This window comes from Clostridium sp. AF27-5AA, from assembly GCF_003478415.1.
Lineage (GTDB): Bacteria > Bacillota > Clostridia > Lachnospirales > Lachnospiraceae > Otoolea > Otoolea fessa.
Map to the genome: position 1 here is coordinate 38,007 of NZ_QUFH01000006.1, position 16,205 is coordinate 54,211.

At 48.9% G+C, this 16,205-nt stretch carries 14 protein-coding genes; 12 read left to right on the plus strand and 2 right to left on the minus strand.

Annotated elements, in window-relative coordinates:
• Positions 1–115 precede the first annotated feature (115 nt).
• The 7 genes from DWY89_RS07815 (at position 116) to DWY89_RS07845 (ending at position 8,269) form a co-directional block, all read left to right on the plus strand.
• Positions 116–1,297 (plus strand): acetyl-CoA C-acetyltransferase, encoded by a 1,182-nt coding sequence (locus DWY89_RS07815; protein ID WP_107001360.1) that lies wholly within the window; start codon positions 116–118, stop codon positions 1,295–1,297.
• Positions 1,298–1,398: 101 nt separating this feature from the next.
• Positions 1,399–2,175, plus strand: coding sequence for an enoyl-CoA hydratase-related protein (locus DWY89_RS07820; RefSeq protein ID WP_117796103.1), 777 nt, complete (start codon positions 1,399–1,401; stop codon positions 2,173–2,175).
• 40 nt (positions 2,176–2,215) lie between these two features.
• Positions 2,216–3,052, plus strand: a complete 837-nt coding sequence (locus DWY89_RS07825; protein WP_107001361.1) for a 3-hydroxyacyl-CoA dehydrogenase NAD-binding domain-containing protein — start codon at positions 2,216–2,218, stop codon at positions 3,050–3,052.
• A gap of 130 nt (positions 3,053–3,182) precedes the next feature.
• Positions 3,183–4,334: an acyl-CoA dehydrogenase gene (locus DWY89_RS07830; protein ID WP_107001362.1), complete on the plus strand. Its 1,152-nt coding sequence runs from the start codon at positions 3,183–3,185 to the stop codon at positions 4,332–4,334.
• A 71-nt stretch (positions 4,335–4,405) separates the two neighbouring features.
• The gene (locus DWY89_RS07835; RefSeq protein WP_107001363.1) at positions 4,406–5,197 is read left to right on the plus strand and encodes an electron transfer flavoprotein subunit beta/FixA family protein; all 792 of its coding nucleotides are present in this window, start codon (positions 4,406–4,408) and stop codon (positions 5,195–5,197) included.
• Between the two features lie 29 nt (positions 5,198–5,226).
• Entirely contained in the window at positions 5,227–6,282 is a 1,056-nt protein-coding gene (locus DWY89_RS07840) for an electron transfer flavoprotein subunit alpha/FixB family protein (RefSeq protein ID WP_117796101.1), read from the plus strand.
• A gap of 562 nt (positions 6,283–6,844) precedes the next feature.
• A complete protein-coding gene (locus DWY89_RS07845; protein ID WP_118523313.1) occupies positions 6,845–8,269 on the plus strand; it encodes an MBOAT family protein in 1,425 nt (474 codons plus the stop codon).
• On the opposite strand, the gene DWY89_RS07850 is transcribed toward DWY89_RS07845, so the two are convergent.
• Positions 8,266–8,997: an SDR family oxidoreductase gene (locus tag DWY89_RS07850; protein ID WP_118523312.1), complete on the minus strand. Its 732-nt coding sequence runs from the start codon at positions 8,995–8,997 to the stop codon at positions 8,266–8,268. The two genes, DWY89_RS07845 and DWY89_RS07850, sit on opposite strands and share 4 nt — an antisense overlap.
• Before the next feature lie 448 nt (positions 8,998–9,445).
• Between DWY89_RS07850 and trxB the strand changes: the two genes are divergently transcribed.
• The 4 genes from trxB (at position 9,446) to DWY89_RS07870 (ending at position 14,815) form a co-directional block, all read left to right on the plus strand.
• Entirely contained in the window at positions 9,446–10,363 is a 918-nt protein-coding gene (trxB, locus tag DWY89_RS07855) for a thioredoxin-disulfide reductase (protein ID WP_118523311.1), read from the plus strand.
• Positions 10,364–10,574: 211 nt separating this feature from the next.
• Positions 10,575–12,122, plus strand: a complete 1,548-nt coding sequence (locus DWY89_RS07860) for an SH3 domain-containing C40 family peptidase (RefSeq protein ID WP_118523310.1) — start codon at positions 10,575–10,577, stop codon at positions 12,120–12,122.
• A gap of 255 nt (positions 12,123–12,377) precedes the next feature.
• Positions 12,378–13,022: a cyclodeaminase/cyclohydrolase family protein gene (locus tag DWY89_RS07865; RefSeq protein ID WP_118468430.1), complete on the plus strand. Its 645-nt coding sequence runs from the start codon at positions 12,378–12,380 to the stop codon at positions 13,020–13,022.
• Positions 13,023–13,147: 125 nt separating this feature from the next.
• A complete protein-coding gene (locus tag DWY89_RS07870) occupies positions 13,148–14,815 on the plus strand; it encodes a formate--tetrahydrofolate ligase (protein ID WP_107001369.1) in 1,668 nt (555 codons plus the stop codon).
• 112 nt (positions 14,816–14,927) lie between these two features.
• Here DWY89_RS07870 and raiA read toward each other — a convergent pair whose 3' ends face one another.
• A complete protein-coding gene (raiA, locus tag DWY89_RS07875) occupies positions 14,928–15,455 on the minus strand; it encodes a ribosome-associated translation inhibitor RaiA (RefSeq protein ID WP_022360630.1) in 528 nt (175 codons plus the stop codon).
• Positions 15,456–15,845: 390 nt separating this feature from the next.
• Between raiA and DWY89_RS07880 the strand changes: the two genes are divergently transcribed.
• Positions 15,846–16,097: a hypothetical protein gene (locus DWY89_RS07880; protein ID WP_147352787.1), complete on the plus strand. Its 252-nt coding sequence runs from the start codon at positions 15,846–15,848 to the stop codon at positions 16,095–16,097.
• Positions 16,098–16,205: the final 108 nt, after the last annotated feature.

Here is a 16,205-nt window from a genome sequence, read left to right on the forward strand (position 1 = left end):
CAGGAGCCGCGTGGGGTGTTAAGATACAAATACACTATCATATTTATCACTATTTTACTATTTACTGCAGTTGTGTTATTTACGTGGTGGATCATTTTCAAGGAGGATTTTTTCAATGTCTAAGAAAGTCGTAATTGCAAGTGCATGCCGTACCGCAGTAGGTTCTATGGGTGGCCAGCTCAGTACTGTTCCAGCAGCTGAGATGGGTGCCGTAGTTATCAAGGAGGCTCTGAAGAGAGCAGGCGTTGCTCCGGAGCAGGTTGATCACGTATACATGGGATGTGTTATCCAGGCTGGTCTTGGTCAGAACGTAGCACGTCAGATGTCTCTGAAAGCTGGTCTTCCGGTAGAAGTTCCGGCAGTTACCCTGAACGTGGTTTGCGGTTCTGGTCTGAATGCTGTAAACGCAGCAGCAGATATGATCCTTGCAGGCGATGCTGACATCGTAGTAGCTGGTGGTGCAGAGAACATGTCCGCAGCTCCGTATGCTCTGATGAAGGCTCGTTACGGATACCGTATGAACAATGCGACCATGATCGACACCATGGTAAATGACGCTCTGTGGGATGCATTCAACGATTACCACATGGGTATCACCGCTGAGAACATCTGCGATCAGTGGGGTATCACAAGAGAAGAACTCGATGAGTTTGCAGCAGCTAGCCAGCAGAAGGCTTGCGCAGCTATCGAGGCTGGACGTTTCAAAGACGAGATCGTTCCGATCGAAGTTAAGAAGAAAAAAGAGACTGTTATCGTAGATACCGATGAGGGTCCGCGTCCGGGTTCCACTGTAGAGGTTCTTGGCAAGCTTCGTCCGGCATTCAAGAAAGACGGACGTGTAACAGCTGGTAACGCTTCCTCCATCAACGATGGTGCAGCAGCTGTAGTTGTTATGAGCGAAGAGAAAGCAAAAGAACTGGGTATCAAACCGATGGCTACATGGGTAGCAGGCGCTCTGGGCGGTGTAGATCCGAGCATCATGGGTATTGGACCGGTTGCAGCTACCAAGAAAGTTCTGAAGAAGACAGGCTGGAAGGTAGAAGACTTCGACCTGATCGAGGCAAACGAGGCATTCGCAGCTCAGTCTATCGCTGTAGCTCGTGACCTTGGCTTCAACAAAGACATCCTGAACGTAAACGGCGGTGCAATCGCTATCGGACATCCGGTAGGAGCATCTGGCTGCCGTATCCTGACAACTCTGTTATACGAGATGCAGAAACGTGACGCTAAGAAGGGTCTGGCTACTCTGTGTATCGGTGGCGGCATGGGCTGCGCAACGATCGTTGAGAGAGACTAATTTCTGACGCAGAACCGGAGTCGTCGGGGCTTATCCCCGGCGCTCCGGCTGTTTCTGGTTTTACGTATTTCAATTCAAGAGCTTTTTAGGAGGAACTGGAAGTGGGATTTGTAGACTATGAGGTAGACGGACACGTCGCAGTCATAACTATTAATCGTCCGAAGGCACTGAACGCGTTAAACGAGGATGTGCTGAAGGATATTGAAGCTGCATTTGATGCAGTAGACCTTTCCGAAATTCGTGCAATTATCCTGACCGGCGCAGGAGAGAAATCTTTCGTAGCTGGTGCTGACATTGCTGCCATGAGCGTGATGACCAAGGAGCAGGGCGAGCACTTCGGTAAATTCGGCAACGATATTTTCCGCAAGATCGAAACCTTCCCGGTTCCGGTTATCGCGGCAGTAAACGGTTTCGCACTCGGCGGCGGCAACGAGCTTGCCATGAGCTGTGATATCCGTATCTGCTCGGACAATGCATTATTCGGACAGCCTGAAGTAGGTCTTGGTATCACACCAGGCTTCGGCGGTACACAGAGACTCGCACGTCTCATCGGACCGGGCAAGGCAAAAGAGATGGTATTTGCGTCCCGCAACATCAAAGCGGACGAGGCATACCGTGTCGGACTTGTAAATGCTGTTTATACACAGGAAGAGCTGATGCCGGCTGCGAAGAAGCTGGCAGGCACTATCGCAAAGATGGCTCCGATCGCTGTCAGAAACAGCAAGAAGGCGATGAACGACGGACTTCAGACTGATATGGATCAGGCTATCGTGATCGAGGAAAAACTGTTTGGCGGATGCTTCGAGACAGAAGATCAGAAGAACGGTATGCAGGCATTCCTTGAGAAACGGAAAGTGGAGCAGTTTAACAATAGATAGTTAGTTAAATTATAGTTGTATAATTTCAGGAGGATTTGTCATGAAAGTTGGTATTATTGGTGCAGGAACCATGGGTTCCGGAATCGCTCAGGCATTTGCCCAGGTAGATGGATATGAAGTATGCCTGTGTGATATTAACGAAGAGTTTGCTTCCAACGGCAAACTGAAAATTTCCAAGAACTTTGAGAAGAGAGTAGCAAAAGGAAAGATGGCAAAAGAGGATGCAGACAAGATCCTTGCCAGAATCCATACCGGCGTTAAGACTATCTGCAGCGACTGCGATCTCGTAGTTGAGGCAGCAATCGAGAACATGGAGATCAAAAAACAGACCTTCAAAGAGCTGGGCGCTATCTGCAAGGCAGACTGCGTATTCGCTACCAACACCTCTTCTTTGTCCATTACTGAGATCGGTGCGGGTCTTGACCGCCCGGTTATCGGTATGCACTTCTTCAACCCGGCTCCGGTTATGAAGCTGGTTGAGGTTATCGCAGGCTTAAACACTCCGGTAGAGATTGTTGACAAAGTTAAGAAGATCTCTGAAGAGATCGGCAAGATCCCGGTACAGGTAGAAGAGGGCGCTGGTTTCGTAGTAAACCGTATCCTCATCCCGATGATCAACGAAGCTATCGGTATCTACGCTGAGGGCGAGGCTTCTGTAGAGGGTATCGATACCGCTATGAAGCTGGGTGCTAACCATCCGATGGGACCGCTTGAACTGGGCGACCTGGTAGGTCTGGACGTTGTTCTGGCTATCATGGAAGTACTTCAGTCTGAGACTGGTGACCCGAAGTACCGTCCGCAGCCGCTTCTTAGAAAGATGGTTCGCGGCGGCAAGCTTGGCCGTAAGTCTGGCGAAGGCTTCTACAAGTACAACTAATATGTACATAAGTCTGGCTTCTTGACCAGATGAAAACATAATAGAGTACCAGATTTTTAAGAACCGCAACGGGGCGGCGCTTAAAGCCGCCTCTTAAGCGTATATAAGAAAATGATGGAGGAATAGACACATGGATTTTACATTAAGTAAAGAGCATGAAATGGCGAGAAAGTTATTCCATGACTTCGCCGAGAACGAAGTAAAACCTTTGGCACAGGAAGTTGACGAGACAGAGCACTTCCCGGAGGAAACCGTTAAAAAGATGCAGAAGCTTGGCTTCATGGGCATCCCGGTTCCGAAGGAGTATGGTGGACAGGGCTGTGATCCGTTAACATACGCTATGTGCGTTGAGGAGCTTTCCAAAGTTTGTGGTACTACCGGCGTTATCGTATCTGCACACACATCTCTGTGCTGCGATCCGATCCAGACCTTCGGTACTGAAGAGCAGAAACAGAAATACCTGGTTCCGCTTGCTAAGGGCGAGAAGCTTGGTGCTTTCGGTCTTACTGAGCCGGGTGCTGGTACAGATGCTCAGGGTCAGCAGACCAAGGCTGTATTAGACGGCGACGAGTGGGTATTAAACGGCTCCAAAGTTTTCATTACCAATGGTAAAGAGGCTGACATTTACGTTATCATCGCTGTAACAGGCGTTGTTGAAGTAAAGGGCAGAAAGAAAAAAGAGATCTCTGCATTTATCGTAGAGAAAGGAACTCCGGGCTTCACCTTCGGTACCAAAGAGAAGAAGATGGGTATCCGTGGATCTGCTACATACGAGCTGATCTTCACAGATTGCCGTATCCCGAAAGAGAACCTGCTTGGCCAGAAGGGCAAAGGTTTCCACATCGCTATGCATACCCTGGATGGCGGACGTATCGGTATCGCTTCCCAGGCACTTGGTCTTGCAGAGGGCGCTCTTGAGAGAACTGTTGATTATGTAAAAGAGAGAAAACAGTTTGGTCGTGCTATCGGTCAGTTCCAGAACACTCAGTTCCAGCTGGCAGATATGGCTACCAAAGTTAAAGCAGCTCAGCTCCTTGTTTACAGAGCAGCCGTTGCTAAGAAGACACAGAAAACCTATTCTGTAGAAGCAGCTATGGCTAAACTGTATGCAGCAGAGGTTGCTATGGAAGTTACAACCAAGGCTGTACAGCTTCACGGTGGTTACGGCTACACGAGAGAGTACGACGTAGAGCGTATGATGCGTGATGCTAAGATCACTGAGATCTACGAGGGTACATCTGAGGTTCAGAGAATGGTTATCTCCGCTGATCTGTTAAAATAATTCAGTCTGCAGAGAAATCAGAACAATCTCAGTCCTAGAGAAAAAAGAAAAAAATAAGGAGTGAAAATACCGTGAAAATTGTAGTTTGTGTAAAACAGGTTCCGGATACCAAAGGCGGAGTTAAATTTAACCCGGATGGTACTCTTGACAGAAGCGCAATGCTGGCAATCATGAACCCAGATGATAAAGCAGGTCTGGAGGCAGCGCTTCGCTTAAAAGATCAGTATGGTGCAGAAGTTACCGTAGTTACTATGGGTCTTCCGAAGGCTGAAGAGGTTCTTCGCGAGGCTATGGCTATGGGCGCAGACAATGGTGTTCTTGTAACTGACCGTGTACTTGGTGGTGCAGATACCTGGGCTACTTCCCAGACAATCGCAGGCGCACTTCGCAACCTGGATTATGACTTAATCATTACTGGCCGTCAGGCTATCGATGGCGATACCGCTCAGGTAGGTCCGCAGATCTCCGAGCACCTTGGCCTTCCGGTAATCAGCTACGCTCAGAAGATTCGTGAAGTAAACGAAGCTGAGAAATACATCGTAGTTGAGCGTCAGTATGATGATAGATATCATGTAGTAAAAGCACAGCTTCCGTGTCTTTTAACCGCTCTTGCAGAGTTAAACGAGCCGCGTTATATGACTCCGGGCGGAATCTTTGATGCATATGCAAAAGAGATTACCGTTTGGGGCAGAAAAGATCTGAAAGAGGTTGAGGATTCCAACCTTGGTCTGAAGGGATCACCGACACAGATCGCAAAAGCTTCCGATAAGGTAAGAAAGGGTGCTGGCGAGAAAGTAGAACTTGATCCGGCAGCTTCCGCAGATTATATCGTTGGCAAACTGGCAGAGAAACACATTATCTAATTATTTTATAGAAAAGAGTGGTGAATAAGATGAACAACTTAGAAGCATATAAGGGCGTATTTGTCTTTGCACAGCAGGTGGATAATGTTATCAGCAATATCGCTTTTGAGCTGATTGGCAAAGGTAAAGAATTAGCAAAAGATTTAGGAGTAGAGGTAACCGCTGTTTTAGTTGGTTCTGACGTTAAGGGTCTTGCAGATCAGTTAGCAGAGTACGGTGCAGACAAGGTTATCGTTGTAGACGATCCGGAGTTAAAAGAGTACCGTACAGAGCCGTACACACATGCAATCGCATCTGTTATTGAAGAGTTCAAACCGGAAATCTTCTTGATCGGTGCTACTGCAATCGGTCGTGACCTTGGTCCGCGTGTTTGCGCTAGAATCCATACAGGTCTGACTGCAGACTGTACAAAACTTGATATCGGTGATTTCCCGATGAATCCGGTTCCGGGTAGAGAGACAAAGCACAATCAGCTGCTTATGACTCGTCCGGCATTCGGCGGCAACACCATCGCTACCATCGCTTGCCCGGATTTCCGTCCGCAGATGGCAACCGTTCGTCCGGGTGTTATGCAGAAGGCTCCGAAGGAAGCTGGCAAAAAAGCTGTTGTTACTGAGTTCAATCCGGGATTCACAAAGAACAACAAATATGTTGATATTCTGGAAGTTGTTAAGGCTGTATCCAACACCGTTGATATCATGGATGCTAAGATCCTTGTATCCGGCGGTCGTGGCGTAGGAAGCCCGGAGAACTTCAAGATTCTGGATGATCTGGCAGAGGCTATCGGCGGTACCGTAAGCTGCTCTCGTGCAGTTGTAGATGCTGGCTGGAAGCCGAAGGATCTTCAGGTAGGTCAGACAGGTAAGACTGTTCGCCCGAACGTATACTTTGCAATCGGTATCTCCGGTGCTATTCAGCATCTGGCAGGTATGGAAGAGTCTGACATCATCGTTGCTATCAACAAAGATGAGTCTGCTCCGATCTTCGATGTTGCTGACTACGGCGTAGTAGGTGACTTAAACAAGATCGTTCCGATGCTGACTGAGAAGATCAAAGAAGCTAAAGCAGCAGCTAAGAACAACTAATTAAAAGCAGGAAGAGATATCTTCTTACAATAAATAAGCAGTAGAGTTTTGTATATTTTTCTCTGATAAATATATGAGACAGCGCCGGCTGGACGGATTTACTCCACCCAGTACTCCGCAGTCCCGTGCCAGCGAGTAAAGAGAACCCTGTTTCCGAGGTGATGAACCTGGGAGGCAGGGTTTTTTTGTTTCATAGGAAATTGCGTCCTATGAAACAAAAAACGCTCCGCGAGGATGCGCACTCGCGCGAAGCAGAAATATGTCGCAAGCGACCGCGCTCGGCGCGAGAATGTGCCAAGGCACATTCTTTATTCTGGTCAAAAACACTTGACAGATTAAGGTGGATTGCCCGTATAATAGAGTGTCTGGAATATAGACATGATTTATCTGCTATATAAGAAAATACAGGTTACTGTTCACGGGTAGGCACTTTTGGAACCGAAAGTGCCGTAAGAAAACGTGGTGGCGGCAGGAATTTGCCGTATTTAAAAGAGAAGCCACGGCAAATTCCGTTACTGGGCACGTATGTGTGAACAGTAACAAATACAGGATGGTATGATTTATGTTATTTAGTTCCCTTGTGTTCCTATGGTATTTTTTGCCAGCGGTATTTTTGCTTTATTTTATAACGAAAAATCTGCATATCCGCAATAGCGTCCTTCTGACTGCCAGCCTCTTTTTTTATGCGTGGGGCGAGCCGAAGTATGTGATTCTGATGCTTGTTTCGATCGGGCTGAATTATTTCTTTGGATTGTGGATTGGGAGGATGCAGAGTAAACACAGAATGCGCCTTGCTGTTACAACCTGCGTGTTTTTAAACCTCCTTCTTCTGGGCTATTTCAAATATTTTAACTTCGCAGTCGAGATTGCAAATTCTCTGTTAAGCCGCTTTGCGGGCGGCGCACATACACTTTCTTTCCGCGAGATTGCTCTTCCGGTCGGAATATCCTTCTACACGTTTCAGGCGCTTTCCTACGTGGTGGATGTGTACCGGGGGACGATTCAGGCGCAGAAAAATATCTTTCATCTGGCGCTCTATATTTCCTTCTTTCCGCAGCTCATCGCGGGACCGATCGTCAAGTATCACGATGTCTGCGAACAGATTGGGAACCGGCAGTGTACGGCGGAGGGGATGGCGTATGGAATCAAGCGCTTTTCCTACGGACTGGCGAAAAAAATGTTGTTTGCTAATACCTTTGCGGCGACGGTGGACTGGATGATGGAGAAACCGCTGGCACAGCTGGGAACGGTCAATGCGTGGATGTTGGCGGTTTTGTACACACTTCAGATTTATTTTGATTTTTCGGGATATTCGGATATGGCGATCGGATTGGGAAAAATGTTTGGATTTGATTTTATGGAGAACTTCAATTATCCGTATATCTCTACCTCGATCCGCGAGTTCTGGAGACGCTGGCATATTTCACTCTCGACCTGGTTTAGGGAATATCTTTATATCCCGCTGGGCGGCAACCGGAAAGGGCAGGTGCGGACGTATGTTAATCTGCTGATTGTCTTTTTTGCGACCGGGCTCTGGCATGGCGCTGGGGCAACCTTTATCATCTGGGGATTGTACCATGGGCTGTTTCTGGTGGTGGAACGCATGGGACTTGGGAAGCTATTGGAGAAGAACTGCTTCCGGGGACTGAATCACATCTATACGGCGTTGGTTGTAGTGGTTGGCTGGGTGTTCTTCCGCGCCGATACGCTGGCGGATGCGAAAGTGATCCTGCATCAGATGTTTACCTGGGAGAACGGCATCTATCCGGCATCGCTGTTCGTGAATCGGAAGGTAATTTTTCTTGCGGTGCTGGGCGTGCTGCTTTCGGGCATCGCGCAGAGTATATGCCCGAAGCTGCGGGAGCATTTGTATGAGAAAGAAGTGACAAAGACAGTGGATATTGTGATTATGGCTGTGCTGCTGTTTTTGTGTACCATGTATCTCGTCAGCAGCACGTATAATCCGTTTATTTATTTCAGGTTTTAGATCCAGCCGCCGTCCAGTTGAATTATCTGTCCCGTTAAATAGGAGTCCTCGCTCCCCAGCTGGTATGCCAGTTTTCCGACTTCCTCGGCACGCCCCATACGTCCTGCTGGAATTTCTTCCAGCAGGGCATTCCGTTCTTCTTCATCGAGAAACTGGTTCATTTCGGTGTCAATAGCGCCGCAGGCGATCGCGTTGACCTGGATGCTGCTCGGCGCAAGTTCCTTCGCGAGGGCGCGCGTCATGGCGTTGATGCCGCCTTTGGTGGCAGAATAGGCGACTTCGCAGGAAGCGCCGCAGACGCCCCAGACGGAGGAAATATTGAGGATGCGTCCCGATTTGCGTGACACCATCATCGGAACGGCGAGGCGGCAGCAGTTGAAGACGGAGGTCAGGTTGGTATTGAGAATGTGGTTCCACTCGTCCGGCGTCATATCCTGGAACAGACCGATGTAGGAAATCCCTGCATTGTTGACGAGGACATCCAGGGAACCGAAGCGCTCCCGGATCGCGCCAAACAGGCGGGAACAGCTCTCAAAATCGCCCGCATCGCCCATCCAGGCAAGGCAGGAAACGCCCAGCGCTTCGATTTCGCGCTGGGTCTTTTTTAATTCTTCTTCCCGCCTCAGGCAGGTAATCACGACATCCCAGCCATTCCTGGCGTAGGTTAATGCAATCGCTTTCCCGATTCCGCGGGAAGCGCCGGTTACGAGGATAGTTTTATGATTCATGGCAGTAAACTCCTTATATGCGTATATTTGATGATACCAGGGTCAAAAGGTCAGAAGTTCGACGCAAGCTTGCTTGCAGGAGAATTTTTGACCTTGGGACCCGCCAAAAACATGAGTAAGTAGCCATTTTTCAAAGAAAAATGAGCGAATTGCGAATGTTTTTGAGAATTGCGGGAGCACGCAGTGCAGAGCAATTCGGTATTAGAGGGGTCAAAAGCTTTTGACCCCAACATCATATTTGATTGAATTATAGCATGTATTTAAAATTCGTGAAATAGTTTCATTTTTCCGCCTGTCATAAAATCGTAAGAAATTTTCATCCATTTTTTGCTGTTCTGAGTGTTTTACAGCATTGTATGAAAGTGCCAAAATGTGTTATACTAAAACCAAATGGATCTGACACAGCGATAGAGCGGATCAATTACCGAACAGATTCGGAAGAAAGGAACTGTATACCATGTATGATATAATAATCATTGGTTCCGGACCAGCTGGCTTGAGTGCGGCGATTTATGCACAGCGGGCATGTCTGGACACGATTGTGATAGAGAAGAATGGAATCAGCGGCGGACAGGTGCTGAATACCTGGGAGGTGGACAATTATCCGGGATTTCCGGGTGTGACCGGCTTTGAGCTTTCCAGACAGTTCCGGGAGCATGCAAACAAGCTGGGAGCAAGAGTTGTACAGGATGAGGTCGTGCAGGTCGAGCTTTCAGGAAACGTGAAGAAAGTAGTCTGCGAGGAAGAGACGTATGAGGCACGCTGTGTGATTCTGGCATCCGGAGCACATCACAGGACGTTGGAGGTGCCGGGAGAAGAGGAACTTCGCGGGGCAGGCGTTTCATACTGCGCGACCTGCGACGGGGCATTTTTCCGAGGAAGGACGGTTGCCGTTGTGGGCGGCGGCGACGCGGCGCTGGAAGATGCAATTTTTCTTGCACGGATGTGTGAAAAAGTATATATCGTCCACCGCAGAGACAAGCTTCGCGGGGCAAAACGGCTGCAGGAGCGCTTACAGGCGCTTGAAAATATTGAATTTGTCTGGAACAGCGAGACGGTTGCGATTGAAGGGAAGGCTCAGGTGGAGGCGTTGCGGCTGAGACAGACCAAAACCGGAGAAGAGAAGCGGCTGGACGTGGATGGCGTCTTTATTGCGGTCGGAATCGCACCGGAGAGTGAGCTGTATGCGGGTCAGTTAGAGCTTGATGAGCAGGGCTACATCCGGGCGGATGAGAGCGGTCAGACGAGCGTTCCGGGCGTATTTGCAGCCGGAGATGTCCGGACCAAGGCGTTGCGCCAGATTTTGACAGCGGCATCGGACGGTGCAAACTGCGTGGCATCTGCAGAGCGATATCTTCAGGCATAACTCATTTTTAACATAGAAGAAAACAGAGTAACTGTTTAGTAGGTCTGCGCATTTACTGCGCTGACCGTACGAAAACATGGGTCAGCAGGCAAAAATCCCATTGCCGTAGGCAATTTTTAATGGATTTTTGCGCGTGACTGTGAAGGTACTGAACAGTTACAGTTTGAGATAAAACGACGGAACAGAACGGACAGAAGAGTAGGAGGTTCTTATGAGAAAAACGCTGAAATTTCTGATAGCATCAGGGGCGTGCCTTGTGATGGCAGGGACGGGACAGATGAGCGCCCAGGCGGCGATGAATCTGGAGACGGATGCCCCGGTCGCTGGTGCGTCAGTGGCGATCAATAATTACTATGCGAGCAGCTTGAACCCGGAAAAAGAGCTGGCGGAGGCATTTGCTTCTAAAGAAGTTCTGGCAGTGGCGGGAGCCGGTCGGACGGGCGTGGCAGGCGGCGCGCAGACAGCCAAACCGGCACAGGTGGCAGCAGAGACGAAAGCCCAGCCAAAGGAGACAACTGGCGAGACTGAGGCGGTTGTCCACGCAATGTCCAAGTCGATCTACGATAATATCGCGATTTCCCGTGTGACCAATTATGTCAATGTTCGCGCACAGGCGAGCACAGGCAGCGAGGTAGTTGGAAAGATTTACAATAACTGTGCGGCGACAATTCTGGACACGGTGGATGGCGAGGGCGGCAAATGGTACCATATCCAGTCGGGGTCCGTGACCGGTTATATTAAAGCACAGTATTTTGTGACCGGCGAGGAGGCGTCCAAGATTGCCAGGGAAGTCGGCACAACCTACGCGAAGGTTACAAATACCTCTACGCTTCGCCTGAGAGAGACGCCGAGCTTAGAGGGCAAGACGCTGGATCTTCTTTCTGCCGATGCAGAGTATGAGGTAATCGGAGAAGAGGGCGATTTTGCCAAGATTTCCGTCGATAATGATCTGGTCGGATATGTGTATAAAGATTATATTACGACACAGGTAGACTTTAAGCAGGCAGTTTCCGTAGCTGAGGAACAGCAGCAGAAAGCTGAAGAAGAAAAACTGAAACAGGAAGCGAATGCGGCGATCGAGAACCTGGAACAGGTAAAGAAGAAAGCCGAGGAAGAGTCGAGGGCAGCGGAAACCACGGCAGCGGCGAAGGAAACCACGGCAGCTGCCAAAGAGACGACCAAAGCATCGGAGACTTCCTACAGCGGAACAATAGAGGCGAATCCGAGCGAAAGCAAGGAAGCTGAGACGACAGCGGCAGCCAAGGAGACGACAAAGGCAGCTGAGACGAAAGCGCCGACTACCGCGGCAGCGACGAAAGCGACCACTGCAAGCGGCGTTGGACCGGGCGGCGGACCAGGCACAGGCGGTACGTCCTCTTCTGGAAATGAAGTAACAAATGCTACTCGTTCTGCGGTTGTGGCATACGCAAAGCAGTTCCTTGGAAATCCGTATGTATACGGCGGAACCAGTCTGACAAACGGCGCGGACTGTTCCGGATTTACAATGAGTGTATTTGCACATTTCGGTATTTCAACCGGACGAAGCTCGAGAGATCAGGCGGCAAAGGGCAAGGAGGTTGCGGTCAGCGCAGTACAGCCGGGCGATCTGCTTTTTTATGCGAGCGGCAATTATATCAATCACGTAGCACTTTACATAGGCAATGGACAGGTTATCCACGCAAGTACGGCAAAGAGCGGCATCAAGATTTCGCCGTCCAACTACCGAACACCGTGTAAGGCAGTTTCATTCTTAAATTAGTAAACGCAGATAAAGGAGTATATCGGTTCTTACGGAACGATTTCATATCCGTAGGGCTCGGTGGGAATACCGCAAAATTACGTTGCCAGCGGGGCAGAAGATTTCTGATCGGTGAGACAAGCAATTTTGCGGTATTTTTTCATTTTCATAGGAAAATGTATGCACTCGCGCGAAGCAGAAACATGTCGCAAGCGACCGCGCTCGGCGCGAGAATGTGCCAAGGCACATTCTTTTTCATAAAAAAGGAGAAAAATCATGGCAGAATTAAGAGAACTTTCCGTAAACCAGTTCGTAGAAGAAACTGCTTCGAAGGCGTCTGTACCGGGCGGCGGAAGCGTGTCGGCGATGGTGGGGGCGCTGGGCGCGGCATTGATGGAAATGGTGGCAAATCTGACCATCGGAAAGGAAAAATATGCCGGGGTGCAGGAGGAAATGCAGGCGCTGGCAGCTGAGGGCGCTGCGCTGCATGAGGAGCTGCTGGCGGGGATCAAAAAGGACAGCGAATCGTTCAATGGATATATGAGAGCGCTGAAGCTTCCGAAGGAGACGGAGGAGGAGAAAAAAATCCGCACTGCCGCCCTGCAGCAGGGGTTAAAAGAGGCGACCGAAGCGCCGCTTGCGATTGCGGAGTCAGCGGCAAAGATTTTTCCGATGGCGGAAGCGGTCGTAAAGAGGGGCAATAAAGGTGCCGTTTCCGACGGTCTGATTGCGGCGATGTTAGCCCGGACAGCGGTTGTGGGTGCGCTCTTTAATGTGAAGATCAATCTGGCATCGATCAAGGACGAAAGTTATGTATCAGAACTTGAGAAAAGAGTAGAAAAACTGGAATCGGATGCAATTTTTTGTGAAAAATCAATTTTGTGTCTTTCCAAATTGTCAGACACAGTATATAATAGATAACATTCACAGCCTTTCCGGGAAATTCACAGGGGGGATCTTCTTTACAGAAGATAAAGCAGATAACATTCACTGTGTGAAAACTTCCGGAACAGGCAAAACCGCAAAAACAGGGAGGTACAGGAGTAATGATGACAGATATTGAGATTGCACAGGCAGCGAATCCACTGAAAATCGGTGAGATTGCACAGGCAGCAGGCGTAGACGAGAAGTATCTGGAGCAGTATGGAAATTATAAGGCAAAGGTTGACTACAGTCTTCTGAAAGAGACCGAGGGCAAGGATGGAAAACTGATTCTGGTGACCGCGATCAACCCGACTCCAGCCGGAGAAGGAAAGACCACGACCACGGTCGGTCTGGCAGACGGATTGAAACGTCTTGGCAAAAAGGTAACCGTAGCGCTTCGTGAGCCGTCATTGGGACCGGTCTTTGGTGTTAAAGGTGGTGCAGCTGGCGGCGGATATGCACAGGTCATTCCAATGGAGGATATCAACCTCCATTTTACCGGTGATTTCCACGCGATCGGCGCAGCAAACAACCTGCTGGCAGCGATGCTGGACAATCATATCTATCAGGGCAATGCACTCCGCATCGATCCGAAGCGCATTACCTGGAAGCGTGTTGTCGATATGAATGACCGTCAGCTCCGCAACATCGTAGATGGTCTGGGACGCCGCGTGGATGGCGTGACCCGTGAGGACGGATATGACATCACGGTTGCCAGCGAGATCATGGCAGTTCTGTGCCTGGCACGCAATATTACGGATCTGAAAGAACGCCTTTCCAAGATTATCGTAGGTTATACCTATGACGAGGAACCGGTCACTGCCGGTGATCTGAAAGCAGCGGGCGCGATGACGGCTCTTTTAAAGGATGCCCTGAAACCAAACCTGGTACAGACCTTAGAGCATACACCGGCATTTATCCACGGCGGTCCGTTCGCGAACATCGCGCATGGATGTAACTCCGTCATTGCGACAAAGATGGCATTAAAGCTGGGTGATTACACGATCACAGAGGCTGGCTTTGGCGCTGACCTGGGTGCGGAGAAATTCCTGGATATCAAGTGCCGGATGGCAGAGCTGAAACCGTCGGCGGTCGTTGTAGTAGCGACGGTACGTGCCCTGAAGCATCACGGCGGCGTGGCGAAGGCTGACTTAAACGCAGAGAATCTGGAAGCACTGGAGAAGGGACTTCCGAACCTGATGCAGCATGTAGAAAATATTACCAAGGTATATGGACTTCCGTGTGTCGTAGCGATCAACCGTTTCCCAATGGATACCGAGGCAGAATTAAAGCTGATCGAGGACAAGTGCCATGAGGTCGGTGTCAATGTAGCTCTGTCCGAGGTATGGGCGAAAGGCGGAGAAGGCGGCGAGGAGTTGGCAAAGGAAGTCATCCGCCTGTGCGAGACTGAGAGCGAGTTCCACTACTGCTATGAGACCGATACAACGATCGAGGAGAAACTGGATGCGATCGTGAAGAAGATCTACCACGGCGACGGCGTTGTACTCACGGATGCAGCAAAGAAGCAGGCAAAACGCCTGACTGAGCTTGGATTTGGTAACTATCCGATCTGTATGGCGAAGACGCAGTACAGCTTTTCGGACAATGCGAAGCTGCTCGGCGCACCGAAGAACTTTACAGTAACTGTTCGCAACCTGAAAGTATCCGCGGGCGCAGGCTTCATCGTAGCGCTGACCGGCGACATCATGACGATGCCAGGACTTCCGAAGGTGCCGGCGGCAGAGAAGATCGATGTCGATGAGAATGGACGAATCACGGGTCTGTTCTAAGAAAAGAAATTGGATATGAATGGAACTTAACACAACGCAAAAAGGGGAACTGCCACATGGCAGCTCCCCTTTTTGCCAGGAAACTTGTCTACTTATAGTACGAAGCGATGAATTAAAATTCTGGTTCGATCAATCCGTAGGTGTTGCCTTTACGTTTGTAAACAACATTGACCTGCTCGGTCTCGGAATTCAGGAATACATAGAAACTATGTCCTAAGAGTTCCATCTGTACACAAGCCTCTTCCGGATCCATCGGCTTCATAGCGAATTTCTTTACTTTGACGATATCTACTTCGTCGTTGGAATCATATTCTTCGTTTATGAAGAGGTCAGAGAATGCAACGGCCGCCTGTTTCTTGTCTACGATTTTATTCTTATATTTTTTGAGCTGACGCTCGATGATTTCTTCTACCAAATCAATCGATACATACATATCGTTGCTTTCCTGCTCTGCACGGATGATGGTGCCTTTGACAGGGATGGTAACCTCGATCTTCTGACGATCTTTCTCAACCGTAAGTGTGATATTCACTTCAGTGTCCTGATTGAAGTATCGCTCTAACTTTCCGATCTTCTCCTCTACAGCTGCTTTTAACCCCGGGGTAACATTGATATTTCTTCCAGTAATCTTATAACGCATAATCATCGCTCCTTTTTATTGGGATGGCTATAGTATACCACTTTTGGATGTTAAATTCAACCTTTTTCGCAAAATTGTCAACACAATTAATTGAAAAACAGGTCGAAATACTGTGTCGTTTGATTTTTCACGAATTGCTGTTGTTTTATAAGGGATTTGCGCGCGGTTTGTGCGGCGGACAATGAAATATGAAAAAAGAGTCTTGCAGGATAGGGCAGAATGGGTGTGTTTTTGCAACAGAAAAAGGCCGAAAAAGCTAGAAAAAACGGGGGTTTGGAGGCAATGCGAGGGTTCTTCATTTGTCAATAGATCTGCTTGTATTTTTGGAAGAAATATGCAAGTTTATGAGATCTGAACAAAAAAGAAATCAAAATGCGCCGGGGAAAATGGGTGCTTCGTGAACAGACGGAAATTGTGGATAATGTGGATAAGTCGGTGCAAAACTCCATTTTCCCTAAAAAAGGGAAAAAATGGGTGTGCAAAACTTATCCACAAAACTGGGGACAAAATGTGGATAATGTGGACAACAAGAAAGTCGAACATATATTTTGTGCAACTTGTCTGGTTTACCATAAAGTTGGCGGGCTGGCAGAAGAAAAAACGTTTTACCTGGATAGGCAGGGAGGCAGCGTTTTACAGTAGGTTCCTTTGTTCGTGTATGGAGGGTCTTGTTTTATGGCTGGGATTTTCCGGGTACGGCAGGTTCGGCTTATCTCAGCCGGGCGTGTGCGCAGAATAAATGTAAAAAAA